The following is a 12,962-nucleotide window of genomic DNA, read 5'->3' on the forward strand; positions in this document are numbered from 1 at the left end:
GGCGGGCCTGACCCGTCTTCGAACACTCCCTCTAACCCGCATATTATCTGGAGTGAAATCATGGAAAACCGAAGGAAACCTGCGTCTCTCGCCGCCACGCTCGACATAAACTGCGACTGCAAAGAATTCCTGGTCGATTATCTGACGGCGGCCTTTCCGGTGCGCCAGATGCGCACCTATACCGACGATAGCGGCACGGTGCGCTCGGAACCGATGATTGACGAGGCGGGACAGCCCGTGCTGTGCCGGGAAGCGATCGCCATGCGCGACCAGCTCCTCGAGCAGCTTTGTGCGCTACCGGTGATCGGCTCGGCGCTCGATCACATCATCGGGCATTTCGGGACGGAGGCTGTGGCCGAGGTGACGGGTCGCAGCCGGCGGATCATCGTCGATGCCGACGGCCGTCAGCGGATCGAACGGCGCAGCGCGCGCACGAACCTCGCGGAGACCGACATCTTCATGCGCGGCGAAAAGCGCATCCTGATCTTCTCCGACGCCGGCGGCACGGGGCGGAGCTACCACGCCAGCCTCGACGCGCCCAATCAGAGCCGCCGCATCCACTATCTGCTCGAGCCCGGTTGGCGCGCGGACGCGGCGATCCAAGGGCTGGGCCGCACGCACCGCACCCACCAAGCCTGCCCGCCCCTGTTTCGACCCGTTTCCACCGATTGCCGCGGCGAACGGCGGTTCATCTCGACCATCGCCCGGCGCCTCGACAGCCTGGGCGCGCTGACCCGCGGCCAGCGTCAGACCGGCGGACAGGGACTTTTCGACCCCCGCGACAATCTGGAGTCCGACTTCGCGCGGGAATCGCTCGATCAATGGTTTCGCCTGCTGTTCCAGGCAAAGCTCCAATCGGTGCGCTTCGATCAGTTTCAAACGCTCACCGGGCTGAACCTGGCGGGCGAGGGTGGGGGGCTCACCGAGACCTTGCCCACGATCCAGCGGTGGTTGAACCGCATCCTGGCGCTGCGTATCGACCTGCAGAACGCGATCTTCGACGAATATCTGGGCTTGATCGAAGCACGGGTGGAAAAGGCCCGCGAGGCCGGCACCCTCGACCTTGGCGTCGAGACGATCGCGGCCGACCGTATTTCGATCCTCGACCGCACGGTGATCCGGCGCGATCCCGTGAGCGGTGCCGAAACCGAAATCCTGCGCATCGAAACCGAGGAACGATATCGGCCGCTGCCCCTGGAACGAGCGCATTGGCTTCTCGCCGACCCGGAAGCGCGCCGATTGATCAACCCGCGTTCCGGCAAGGCCGCCATTTGCCGACCCACGTTCTCGCTGACGGACGAAGAGGGACGGACCGTGCGCCGCTACGAGCTGGTGCGGCCGACGCGCACCGAACGGCACCGGCAGGACCTCTTCGCCGAAACACATTGGACCGACGTGGATCGCGCGAGCTTCGACGAAGCCTGGCAGGCTGAATGCGACGCAATGGCGGCGGAGACACGCACGCAGATCATCTATCTGGTCACCGGCCTGCTGCTCCCGGTCTGGGGAAAACTGCCCGACGATCATGTCCAGGTCTGGCGGCTGACGAGCGATGACGGCCAGTCGCTTCTCGGGCGCCTTATTCCGGCGCCGCTTGTGGAACGCATCGCGGGCGCGTTCGGCATCGCGGCCCATGTCGAGATCGACCTTAATGCTCGGGTCGAGCATGTCCGCACCTCGGGTGAAATCATGCCGATCGGAGCGCTGCGGCTGAAGCGCGCCTTGGTCGCTGGCGACCAACGCCTCGAATTGCTCGACTGGAAGCCCGAGGCGCTGCCTCATCTCAAGGCGGTGGGCTGCTTCACTGAGATCATCCAGCACCGCACGCGGCTGTTCGTTCCCTCGAGCCGCGCCGTCGAGATCCTGGACGGACTCGCAGGCTGAACAGCGGCCGCGCCAAGCGACCGAAGAGAGGGGAGGGGGCCTTCGGCCGGGTGGGCCTGAGTGGCTCAAGCCGGCCGACGAGGTCGGCGCAACCCTCGAAGGAGACAACCGATGATCCAGTCCGTGAAGGTCAAGAACCTCTCGCTCTCGAAGGACAATGTCCGCAAATCCAATCGCGATGCCGACCTCGACAGCCTCGCCGACAATATCGCCGCGCATGGCCTGTTGCAGAATCTCGTGGTCACGCCGCTCAAAAAGGCAGGACATTTCACCGTCAAGGCGGGCGGCCGCCGCTTGCGGGCGCTCCAGCGCCTGATCGATTCAGGGCGGCTTGCCGGGGACCATGAGGTTCAGGTGCTGGTGCTCGAGGATGATGCCGGATCGGCCGAAGCGAGCCTTGCCGAGAATTTCCACCGCGTCGCGATGAACCCGGCGGATGAATGCTCGGCCTTCAAGCACTTCCTCGACCGGGGGGCGAGCGGCGAGGATGTGGCGAAACGCTTCGGGGTCACGACCCGCTTCGTCGAGCAGCGGGTCCGGCTTGCCGAACTGGCTCCTGTCGTCTTCGCGGCGCTGGCGGCGGGCGAGATCACGCTCGGGGTCGCCCAGGCCTATGCTGTCACGCCCGATGTCGACCGCCAGGCACGTGTGTTCGAGAGCATGAGCCGGTCCTATTATGGCGACAATCCCGACAATATCCGCCGTGCGCTCCTCAACGGAACGGTCAAGGCAACCGACGCGAAAGCGCGGTTTGTCGGCCGCGACGCCTATGTCGGTGCGGGTGGCCGGATCGAGCGCGACCTGTTCGGCGATGATGCGGACGAGAGCTGGATCGACGTGGAGCTCATCGAGCAGCTGGCCGCCCAGAAGCTCGAAGCAGCGGCACAAGCACTCGCCGCCGAGCAGAAGCTGGCATTCGTGACGCCGGTCCTCGCGACGCATGTGCCCTATGACATGGAGTGCCAGCTCCACGAATATCATCCGGCGCTGCGCGAATTGAGCGAGGACGAGCAGGAGCGCGTCGATAGTCTCTCGGATGAGGGCGACGCGCTCATCCGCGAACTTGAGACCGAACTCGAGGACGGCACGCCCGAGGCCGAGGTGGCTTCGGCGCGGCTCGCCGACATAGAGCGGGAACTCGATACGATCGAGGCGTCGCGCACGATGGTCGACGATGCGGCCAAGGACCAGCTGGGCACCTTCATCTATCTGGCGCCCGATGGCAGTCCGCGGGTGCACAGCCGCATGTTCAGCGAGCGCGCCATTCGTCAGGCGGGTGCGGACGCAGAACCCGAAGCACCGTCCGGCAAGGTCGCGGCCTCCCGGCTCAGCGCGACGCTGGTTGACGAACTCGCGACCCAGCGCCGGCAGATCCTGGCGGCCCATGTCGCCTCAGATGCCGGGTTCGCGCTCGATCTCACGATATTCCTGATGGCGCACCGGACGGTGTTCGCCAGCAGCTATGTCCGGGACCACTCGACGCTGCAGGCGGCCGCCGCGAGCTTCCCGATCGTCAGCTTCCGCGATGAAGGTAGCGCGGCGAGCAATGTCCTGACCGAACAGCGCCAGGCGCTCGATGTGAGCTGGGCAGGCGGGAACACGCTGTCGTCGCGTTTCGATGCCTTCAGGCAACTGGATGAACAGGCGCGCGCCGATTGGCTCGCTCATGTCATGGCGCAGACGCTGGAACCGACACTCAACGTCGACGATGGCGGGCGCCGCAACGGCTTCCACGATCATCTCGGACGGCTGCTCGACATTGATGTCGCGCAATGGTGGCGGCCCGATGCCCAGAACTTCTTTGGGCGGGTGAAGAAGGACGTCATGCTCGAAGCGCTCGACGAGATCGGCGGGCCGGTGCTGCGCGGCCGATACAAGGACGCCAAGAAGGGTGACCTTGCCAATGCCTGCGCTGCGCTCTGTTCGGGGCAGGGCATCGTCGAGGCCGAAGTCCGGGAAAAGGCGCTCTCCTGGCTGCCCGACGAGATGCGGTTCGGCGGGATCGAAAAGCCCGAAAGCTTCCGCAGCTATTCCGCCTTCCTCAACGATGAGGATGATTGCAACGGCGGGGGAGGGGAGATCGCCCCCGATGGCGATGCTGACGACCTCGACCAGGCGGCTTGAGGCTAGCGACTAATGGCGGGCGGCGCTTTTGCGTCGCCCGCAGTCCTTCATCGGCGGCCCTGGCCGCCGCTCTTTCGCGGAGTATCCATCATGACTCGATCATCGGGCCGGCCCTCGCCGGCCGAGACCATCACGTGCGCCATCATCGACCGGCTTGAGGCCGGTGTGCGACCTTGGGTGCGGCCCTGGCGTTCGTGTGCGGCGCAGGGACGTCCGCTGCGGGCCAATGGCGAGCCTTATCGTGGCATGAATACCTTTTGGCTGTGGCTGGCCGCCGAGCAATGCGGCTATCGGTCACGCCATTGGATGACCTACCGCCAGGCGCAGATCCTTGGCGGGCAGGTCCGTGCCGGTGAGCAGGCGCAATTTGCGATCTTCTACAAGGCCTATTCGAAAAAGGTCGATTCCAGCGAATACTCCGGCGAGCAGGTCGATGAGCATCGCCGGGTGATGCGGTCCTATGCGGTCTTCAATGCAGACCAGATCGACGCGCTGCCGTCGGATTTCTATCCAGAATCGTTATCGCTCGTCCCACCGGGCGACCGGCTCGATCCACGGGCACAACGCTTCGTCTATCGCCTGCCGGCGCGGCTGCGGACCGGAGGCGATCGCGCCTATTACGACCTGCGCGCAGACCTCGTCACGATGCCGCCCGTCGAGCAGTTTGACACGCGTGCTGCATGGGCGGCCACGCTCGCGCACGAGGCCGGTCACTGGACGGGTCATCCAGACCGGCTTGCCCGATCCTTCGGCAAGCGCTTCGGCGATCAGGCCTATGCGTTCGAGGAGTTGGTGGCTGAACTGACGGCAGCGCTGGTTGGCGCCGATGTGGGTCTCCCAACCACCCATCTCGACGATCATGCGGCGTATATCGGTTCCTGGCTCGCCATCCTGCGCAGGGATAATCGTGCCCTGCTCACGGCGGCGGCGCGGGCAGAGGAGGCCGCGGGCTACTTGCTCCGCGCAACAGGTCTTGCCGGCGAGGATGTCGCGGAGGAACTGGCCGCCGCCTGAGGGCACGCACTTCGTGATCTCGATGTTCGGCCGTGAGGAAGGTCCTCCCTTCCTCACGCGCGGACCCACCACGCCGGTTGGCTGATCTCGATATCGGGATGGGAACTGAGCAGCGCCAACCAGCGGGAATCCAGGCGGGCAGGAAAAGTGGCGATTTGATCGGTCTCGGAGGGCTCATGCGCCAACATAAATTCGCCGAACAGCCGATTGCACCTGGCGCAGCCGTTGCTGACATAGCTGCGGCGCTGCGTATGACTGTAGCGCTTCTGAATGACCTTGTGATCGAAAGACGATGGCAGCCGCTGAAGAATCTCCGCCAGTAGATGCGGGTGATCGGTAAGGTCGGGCAAGCTGAAATCGAACGTGCCCTGGTCGGTCGCGATTTCTATATTCGTGATGATCTGCGTCTTTTCCCGGCAGCGCTCGTTCCAACAGTCCGCTATCGCGGCTTCGACGATGATCGTCGCATTCTCGCCAACGGCTTCCAGCAGCGTGAGAAACCTCAATCTTCGTTCAAATGCGGCGCGAAGGAATGCGTCCATCGGTAATGCCTGCCGCCAGCTGTCCGGCAGACGACGATGGCGCGCGAGCATGCGCTCATGGGCGGGGATGAGAGCCTGAAATCCATCGGCCAGCGAGCCGCCGATGCAGGCCGCGGGCAGATCATGGACGATCGGAAAGCCTGGTTGGCGCAGCAACCATAGCCCGCGAATCCCGGAGAGGCGGTATTGCTCTTGTCGCCGCAGGGTTTCCGCATTGGTTTGCCCCGACCATTGTATCTCGATCGCGACCTTGGCGTTTCCCTTCACCGCGAGGACGTCGGCTCGCCATGGTTCGCCGGTTGGCGTTGTGCCAGCCACTTCGGTTGCTGCCTGCCAGCCCGATGATCGCGCGATCTCGACGGCCATCATCTTCAGATGACGATGCTCTTCGCTTTCATCGGCCGAAGCGCAGGGACCGGCAGTTCGATGGGCAAAGAATTTCGTTCCCCTCGAAGACCGCTTGAGAACAACCGCTGCCGAGCAGCAGTCCATTCGCAGGTGGTGCAAACGCCGGTTTTTGACTTCGAGTTCGCGCCAGTCCGCATCGCTCATATCGGACGACTGAAGCCGATTATCGCTGTCATCGACGCAACTGAGAGCCATGATGCAAACATCTGGCTGGAGGGAACCAAGGTCAAGTTCGCTCCAGCAGATCACGGGGCCGGGACGGCATTGTCTGCATGATAGGTCTTGCATGGGCCGCGCGGCCGCGCGGATGATCACTGGACAAGCCGATATCGACCATTGCGCCGGGCACCTTCGAAACGCAGCAGGCCAGCAGACTGCAACCCCCGGATGTCGCGCCGGGCCGTCTTGGGGCTGACCTGCCAGTGAGCCATGATATCCCAGGCCTTGGGGCGATCTCCCTTGCCGACTCGGTCGAGAAACCAGCGCTGACGTTCATTCAGGCCCTCCGTCATTGGGCCATTTATGGGGTCATGATCAGGGTCATTTATTGGGTCATTTCCGACGGGATGCTGACGGATCGTGTTGGCGGCGGCCGCATCGGGCGTTAGCGGCGCGACATCCCAGCGCATTGGTCGAGAGGATTGTCGGGCCATCACAGGGCTTTCGATAACGCCCAGGACGAACGCGCGGATGACGGGCGATGTCGCAACGAGCCGCAGAAAAAACACCGTGTCCGGGCCATGTTGAGCGGCAAGCCAGTGTTTTATGGTGCGTTCGCTCGCGTCCGTTTGGCGCATGAGCAGCTTGACGGCGCGATGGCTGTCCCCGTGCTCCTTCTTCATTAGGTCGGCCATCACGTCCGCATAGGCCTGGCGCCCGGCCAATGCCCCTTTCCAAGCCGGTAACTTCTTGCCCTTTTTCGGCAACATCTCCCGTTCCTTTCGCAGCTACACTGCTGATGAGAACGTAGAGGCGAGCAGTCGTGGGTTTTGCGCTGCAGCGCATGGTCGCCCAAGCTGCTGCAGCAAGCCCATGGAGAGGCGAGCCTTGGAGGACTGGCGCACCCAAGACGGCACCGACCATGAACCGGCATCGCCGTTCGTGCGCGCCGCCGAATATGTTCGCATGTCCACCGATCACCAGAAATACTCGACGGAGAACCAGGCCGAGGCGATCCGTCACTATGCCGCCGCTCACGGCATCGAGATCGTCCGAACCTATGCCGATGCCGGCAAAAGCGGTCTCAAGATCGATGGCAGGGACGCCCTCAAGCAACTGATCGACGACGTTCAGACGGGTGTTGCCGATTACACAATGGTGCTCGTCTATGACGTCAGCCGTTGGGGCCGGTTCCAGGACGCCGATGAAAGCGCCTACTACGAATATATCTGCAAACGCTCAGGGATATCCGTCGAATATTGCACCGAGCAGTTCGACAATGATGGCAGCCCGGTGTCGACGATCGTCAAGGGCGTCAAACGCGCGATGGCCGGAGAATATAGTCGCGAGTTGTCAGTCAAAGTGTTCGCCGGGCAGGGACGCCTTATCGAAAAGGGCTTTCGCCAGGGCGGTCCTGCGGGATTTGGGCTTCGGCGCACCCTTGTCGATGAGCGGGGCGAAACAAAAGGGATTCTGACGCGCGGGGAGCATAAGAGCATCCAGACCGACCGCGTGATTCTCACGCCTGGCCCGCCCGAAGAAGTCGCCATTGTTCGAGGAATCTATCACGCCTTCGTGCATGAGGGGCGCAGCGAACAGGACATCGCCGACGATCTCAACCGCCGCCATATTCCGACCGATCTTGATCGTCCCTGGACCCGGGGGACTGTCCACCAAGTGCTGATCAACGAGAAATATGCCGGTGATAATGTGTGGAACCGCCAATCCTTCAAGCTGAAGAAGAAGCGCGTCCGCAACGACCCCGGAATGTGGATCCGGGCAGCGGGCGCGTTCGATGCCATCGTCGAGCGTGACCTCTTCGAAGCCGCCAAGGCGATCATCGGCGCCCGTTCGTTCCGATTGTCGGACACCGAGATGCTGAGCGCGCTAAAGGTCCTTTTGGACAGCCGGGGCCTCTTGTCGGGGATAATCATCGACGAGTGCGAGGGCATGCCCTCGAGCAGTGCCTACAGCTCCCGGTTCGGAAGCCTGCTGCGCGCTTATGATCTGGTCGGATATACGCCGGATCGAGACTACCGATATGTGGCGATCAATCGGGCCTTGCGCAAACTCCATCCGGAGATCCTCGGCCAAGTGCTCGATGGCCTCCGCGACATGGGCAGCGAGGTCGTTCAGGACTTTCAGACCGACAGCGTCATCGTCAACGATGAATTCAGCCTCTCGCTCGTCATCGTCCGTTGCGATCCCACGCCCACCGGGCTGCTGCGCTGGAAGATCCGCTTCGACACGTCGCGGATGCCCGACATCACGATCGTGGTGCGCATGGATACCGCCAACCGGGCCGCCTTCGACTATTACCTGTTTCCGCGTCTCGATCTTGTCGCCGACCGCCTGCGGCTTGCCGAAGACAATGGCCTTAGCCTTGACGCCTACCGCTTCGAAACCCTCGACCTGCTGTACGAAATCGCCGCGCCGATCGCCATTGCGGAGGCAGCCTGATGTCCGCCACACGCCCACAGCAGATCGAGCTCATCCCGATCTCGCGAATTACCGTCCTTAATCCGCGCGCCCGAAACAAACGGCAGCACCGGGAGATCGTGAACAATATCGAGACCATTGGTCTCAAACGTCCGATCACGGTGAGCCGCCATGATGGCCCGAGTGGCCCGCGCTATGATCTGGTCTGCGGAGAGGGCCGCCTCGAAGCCTTCCAAATGCTCGGCCAGTCGGAAATTCCCGCGGTGGTGATCGAAGCCAGCGAGAACGAATGTCTCGTGATGAGCCTGGTCGAGAATATTGCGCGCCGACTGCAGCGCCCGATCGACGTGATGCGCGAGGTCGGTGCCTTGCGCAATCGCGGATATAGCGAGGCGGAAATTGGACGGAAAATCGGCGTCGCCAGCTCCTGGGTCAGCATGGTCGTTTCCTTGCTCGAGCGCGGCGAGGAGCGGCTCGTCGCCGCGGTCGAAACCGGCCTTATTCCCATCAGCCTCGCCATGGAGATATCCCGCGCTGAGACCGAAGAGGCGCAAAGTCTCCTGCTCGAGGCTTATGAAACCGGCAAGCTGCGGGGTAAGAAACTGGCGGCTGTGCGCCGCCTTCTCGATTTGCGCATGCGCGGCCGCAACAGGTCCCTGTCCCAGGGGCGGTTGGGCCGGAAAAATGCCAACCGGAAGCTGACTGCCAACGACCTCATGCAGGTCTACCAGCGAGAGGCTGAAAAACAGCGCCTTCTCGTCAAGAAATCCGATTTTACCCAGACCCGGCTGCTGTTCATCGTGGAGGCCATGAAGGACCTCCTCGCCGATGAGGGGTTTCTAACATTGCTGCGCGCCGAGGGCCTCGAGACGATGCCGCGCGCGCTCGCCCTCCGGATCGCAGGAGATGACGATGACTGACTGGGCATCGGACGGCGGCGGAATGGACGAAACGGGCACCGACAATCGCGTGAGTCTCGGCTTCGAGCGCGAGACCGTAACTGTGCCGATCGATGCCATCGTCGCGCTGAAGTCATTGCGGGAAGGTGTGCGCGAAAGCCGGAAATTCGCGCAAATCGTGAGTTCGATCAAGGCGATCGGCCTCGTCGAGGCGCCCGCCGTCGTCCCCGATTCCCAGCATCGCGGGAAATATTTCCTGCTTGATGGCCATCTGCGCATCGAGGCTCTCAAGCAGCTTGAAGTGCAAAGCGTCGATTGCCTGATCGCGACAGATGACGAGACCTATACCTATAACAAAAGGGTCAACCGCCTGCCGCCGGTCCAGGAACACAGAATGATCGTCCGGGCCATTGAGCGCGGGGTCGCCTCGGCCATGATCGCCGATGCGCTCGGCCTTGAGGTGCAGTCGATCCGACGGCGCTTCCGCTTGCTTGACGGCATCACTCCCGAAGCCGCCGATATGCTGAAGGACACCAATTGCTCGATGAAGGTGTTCGATATCTTGCGGCGCATGTCGGCTGTACGCCAGATCGAGGCGGCGGACCTGATGATCGGCCAGAACAACTTCACCCTCATGTTCGCGCGCGCGCTTTTGGCCGCGACGCCGGATGAGCAGCTTGTCGCCCAACGGAAATCGACAAGGCCCGATGCCTCTGGTCCGACAAGCCAGCAGATCGCGCGCATGGAACGCGAACTTGCGGCCCTGCAGACCCAGGTCAAGTCGGTCGAAGACAGTTACGGGATCGACAATCTGCACCTGACAGTAGCGCGTGGTTACATTGCCAAGCTGCTCGGCAATGCGCGGGTTTCGCGGTGGCTTTCCAATCATCGCCAGGAATATCTCGGTGAATTTCAGCGGATCGCTGAGATCGAGGCGATCGGCACAATGCCGGCTCAGATGGAAGGATGATGGGGACCCGGACCCGATAAGCGCGGGGACCATGGGAGACGCCGCACGATGGGGCGGATCGAGCATGGCGGTGGGAATGGCGGCGATCCCGCAGGAAGCCCACCAGGCTGGCCGTCATATGGACCGGCCGCATGCGGTGAATGAACCGCATGTTGGAGACGGGCGTGCCGACGACGGCCCGGCACGCCCGTCCCATCTGCACGATCGATCACGGCACCGCATAGTCGCCGCTTCGGGCAGTAAGCGCCTGCTCTTCCCGTTGTGACCTTGGCCCCTCACCAGAGGATGCGCATGCTTGGGCCATCGCGCTGGCGGCCGCAACCCGGGGCCAATCCGGCCGTGTTGGCGCTTGCGCGCCTGCCCGCACCACCCGGCATTGTCCCGGGTTTTCCTTGGGCTTTGCCCGGCGGTGCTGCCGCCGCTTCCTTCGATGGCCCGGAGGCTGCGCATCCGGCGGATGGGCCGCCGGCCCCAAGTGGAACGAAAGGCAAAGCTCATGACCAGCACTCTCTCGGCGATACTCTCCGCCCTCGAACTCGGTCATCTTGATCACACTGGCGACCTGCGCACCCTGGAGGCGCCGCCCCCCGCCGAAGCCATGGAACAAACCGTCAGCGCTGTCTGGAGCGATCTTTTCGCACTTTTTCCCTTTAGTGCGCTTGAGCGCGACATCGAGGATCTGGGCTGGGGCCTGGTCAACCTCTTCCACCGCGCAGCCGCCAAGAAGCACCAGATGATCGACCGGCTGACCGACGAGATTCGGCTTCTGCTCGCCGAGCAGGATGGCTCGGAAGTCGCGACCGCCGACCTTGAGGACAAGATCGATCTCGCCCGCAAGATCGAACAGTCCGCCGAGGCCTATGAGACCATGCGCGACACGGCGGCCCGCCATTATCTGCACGAAACGGGCCGTTCCTGGGTGCCGGCGTCGGGCAACCGCATTTCGCTCGGCACGACCGCGGCGATCGTCGATGGCCGGTCCTATCTCCAGGCGCGGCGAGAACGGGTGCGCGATGCCAATATGGTCCATGGCACGCCCGTGATCTTCGCCGGCGGGCGGCTGCGTTTCGCCAGCGACGACGAGGCCAAGCAGTTCGCGGATAACCTGCTGCGAACGCTCAATGCCGTCCGCGAGCGGGTGGGCGACATGTATCTCGTTCATGGCGGTGACATGAAGGGCATTGAGCGCTTGGCCGCGTCTTGGGCCGAGCAGAACGGTATCCAGCAGCTGCGGTTCGGACTCGATCGCAAGCTCGGCGATCGCGCGGGGTTCCGCCGCAATGAGCAGATGCTTTCGGTCAAGCCGCGCTACGTCATCGCCTTCCAAGGCAATGGTGTCACCGAAAGGCTGGTGATCGAGGCCAAGGCGCGCGCCATCCACGTCGTCGATCGCCGCGGACCGCTTGGCACGCCGCCAGCGTCGCGACCCTGCGGCTGATCCGCAGCGCCGGCCGCCTTCCGGCGGCCGGCTTTCCCCGGTTCAAAATGCTGCGAATGCCGGAGGGGAGGAGGGCAGGGCGGGTGCGTCCTGTTTCCCGGAGGTTTGCATCATGTTCATGCCCGATCATCCCACGGCGCGCGCACTCCTTGCCTTTCGCGCGGCGCATGGCCGCCGCTGGAAAGCGAAGCTGCTGTTCTTGTGGTCGACCGGCCGCGATGTAGAAGAGGCCGATGGCGCTTGCCTGCGCCAGTTGCGCAACCAGGCCGGCCCAGCGTGGCTCAGCCAGCTGTCGCCATACCGCTGGCGCGCGATCGAGAGACTGGCGGAGCCCGGCGATCGGCAAACCGCCTTGATGTTCCTTGATCGCGCGCGCGAGTTTCACGGCGGGGCACGTCTCGGCGCTACCGTTTCCCTTGCCCCCGCGCTGCACCTGCTAGCGATATCCTGCGAGCTGGGGCTCAAAGCCTATCTTATGAGCCGGGGCTGGTCGCACGATGAGGCCGCGCGCGATATTCGTCACGATCTTCTCGTCGCCTTCGACGAGGCACGGCGGCTTGGCCTGCCCACCCCGGGCCGTATTCTCGTCGATTTGCTTACAAGCCTCGGTCCCGCCTATGCTGCGCATCGGATCGACGCGTTGGTGGCGGATGGTTATGTTTGCGACTTCGCGGCCGTGCTGCCCGCGACTGGCTCGCTCCTCGATGCCGTGGCGGCCGGACTGAGCCTGCCGATGCCGGCGAGGTAACCGCGCCTTTTTGCCTGTCCCCTTCGCATGGGCGTGCCATGGTTTGGTTTCCGCCGGATGGCGGCGCGGAACCTGGTCCGTTATGCCGCGCGGCTTGAGTTGGCGGGCGGGGCAAAGACGAGCCTGACGTTCGCCAAGGTGTTGGACCGGCGTGGCGCTATAGGTCGGGGATGCCCATGATTACCATGGAGGGGTTCCTGGCACGGCCAAGCGACGATCCGTCCTTCTCCTCATCTGACCCCTAAGTCGGCCGCCCGGCCCATCCAACCCGCGAGCCTTCGGGCCGAGTTGCCGTGTGCCACGGCTGCCCGCACCACCCCTTGTCTCGGGGTTTTCC

9 protein-coding genes and 1 pseudogene are annotated in these 12,962 nt (G+C 63.6%); 8 read left to right on the forward strand and 2 right to left on the reverse strand.

The window, feature by feature from the left end; translation table 11 throughout:
• Positions 1-120: 120 nt before the first annotated feature.
• The 3 genes and pseudogenes from KAY22_RS17570 to KAY22_RS17580 form a co-directional block, all read left to right on the forward strand.
• Positions 121-1,884: pseudogene (locus tag KAY22_RS17570) on the forward strand (strawberry notch C-terminal domain-containing protein); the annotation flags it as partial.
• A 111-nt stretch (positions 1,885-1,995) separates the two neighbouring features.
• On the forward strand, positions 1,996-4,008 hold the full coding sequence (locus KAY22_RS17575) for a ParB/RepB/Spo0J family partition protein (protein WP_296624597.1): 2,013 nt from the start codon (positions 1,996-1,998) through the stop codon (positions 4,006-4,008).
• 90 nt (positions 4,009-4,098) lie between these two features.
• Positions 4,099-5,022, forward strand: a complete 924-nt coding sequence (locus KAY22_RS17580) for a zincin-like metallopeptidase domain-containing protein (RefSeq protein ID WP_296624598.1) — start codon at positions 4,099-4,101, stop codon at positions 5,020-5,022.
• A gap of 53 nt (positions 5,023-5,075) precedes the next feature.
• Here KAY22_RS17580 and KAY22_RS17585 read toward each other — a convergent pair whose 3' ends face one another.
• Entirely contained in the window at positions 5,076-6,116 is a 1,041-nt protein-coding gene (locus tag KAY22_RS17585) for a competence protein CoiA family protein (protein ID WP_296624599.1), read from the reverse strand.
• A 167-nt stretch (positions 6,117-6,283) separates the two neighbouring features.
• A complete protein-coding gene (locus KAY22_RS17590; RefSeq protein ID WP_296624600.1) occupies positions 6,284-6,901 on the reverse strand; it encodes a DeoR family transcriptional regulator in 618 nt (205 codons plus the stop codon).
• Between the two features lie 118 nt (positions 6,902-7,019).
• Here KAY22_RS17590 and KAY22_RS17595 point away from each other — a divergent pair, with 118 nt between their 5' ends.
• From KAY22_RS17595 to KAY22_RS17615, 5 genes are all read left to right on the forward strand, one after another.
• A complete protein-coding gene (locus KAY22_RS17595; RefSeq protein WP_366514103.1) occupies positions 7,020-8,591 on the forward strand; it encodes a recombinase family protein in 1,572 nt (523 codons plus the stop codon).
• A complete protein-coding gene (locus KAY22_RS17600; RefSeq protein ID WP_296624602.1) occupies positions 8,591-9,490 on the forward strand; it encodes a plasmid partitioning protein RepB C-terminal domain-containing protein in 900 nt (299 codons plus the stop codon). Before KAY22_RS17595 ends, KAY22_RS17600 begins: the two co-directional genes overlap by 1 nt.
• Entirely contained in the window at positions 9,483-10,439 is a 957-nt protein-coding gene (locus tag KAY22_RS17605) for a plasmid partitioning protein RepB C-terminal domain-containing protein (RefSeq protein ID WP_296624603.1), read from the forward strand. The genes KAY22_RS17600 and KAY22_RS17605 overlap by 8 nt, the downstream gene beginning before the upstream one ends.
• A 496-nt stretch (positions 10,440-10,935) precedes the next feature.
• Complete coding sequence (locus KAY22_RS17610; RefSeq protein WP_296624604.1) at positions 10,936-11,877, forward strand: DUF2493 domain-containing protein; 942 nt, start codon at positions 10,936-10,938, stop codon at positions 11,875-11,877.
• Positions 11,878-11,989: 112 nt separating this feature from the next.
• A complete protein-coding gene (locus tag KAY22_RS17615) occupies positions 11,990-12,625 on the forward strand; it encodes a hypothetical protein (protein ID WP_296624605.1) in 636 nt (211 codons plus the stop codon).
• Positions 12,626-12,962 lie beyond the last annotated feature (337 nt).

The sequence above is a fragment of the Rhizorhabdus sp. genome (genome assembly GCF_018006725.1).
Classification (GTDB): domain Bacteria; phylum Pseudomonadota; class Alphaproteobacteria; order Sphingomonadales; family Sphingomonadaceae; genus Rhizorhabdus.

What these genes read in the sequence shown, in the direction of transcription:
- KAY22_RS17575 (WP_296624597.1), top strand. Translation starts at nt 1,996, where the DNA reads ATGATCCAGTCCGTGAAGGTCAAGAACCTCTCGCTCTCGAAGGACAAT.
- KAY22_RS17580 (WP_296624598.1), top strand. Translation starts at nt 4,099, where the DNA reads ATGACTCGATCATCGGGCCGGCCCTCGCCGGCCGAGACCATCACGTGC.
- KAY22_RS17585 (WP_296624599.1), bottom strand. Translation starts at nt 6,116, where the DNA reads ATGAGCGATGCGGACTGGCGCGAACTCGAAGTCAAAAACCGGCGTTTG.
- KAY22_RS17590 (WP_296624600.1), bottom strand. Translation starts at nt 6,901, where the DNA reads ATGTTGCCGAAAAAGGGCAAGAAGTTACCGGCTTGGAAAGGGGCATTG.
- KAY22_RS17600 (WP_296624602.1), top strand. Translation starts at nt 8,591, where the DNA reads ATGTCCGCCACACGCCCACAGCAGATCGAGCTCATCCCGATCTCGCGA.
- KAY22_RS17605 (WP_296624603.1), top strand. Translation starts at nt 9,483, where the DNA reads ATGACTGACTGGGCATCGGACGGCGGCGGAATGGACGAAACGGGCACC.
- KAY22_RS17610 (WP_296624604.1), top strand. Translation starts at nt 10,936, where the DNA reads ATGACCAGCACTCTCTCGGCGATACTCTCCGCCCTCGAACTCGGTCAT.
- KAY22_RS17615 (WP_296624605.1), top strand. Translation starts at nt 11,990, where the DNA reads ATGTTCATGCCCGATCATCCCACGGCGCGCGCACTCCTTGCCTTTCGC.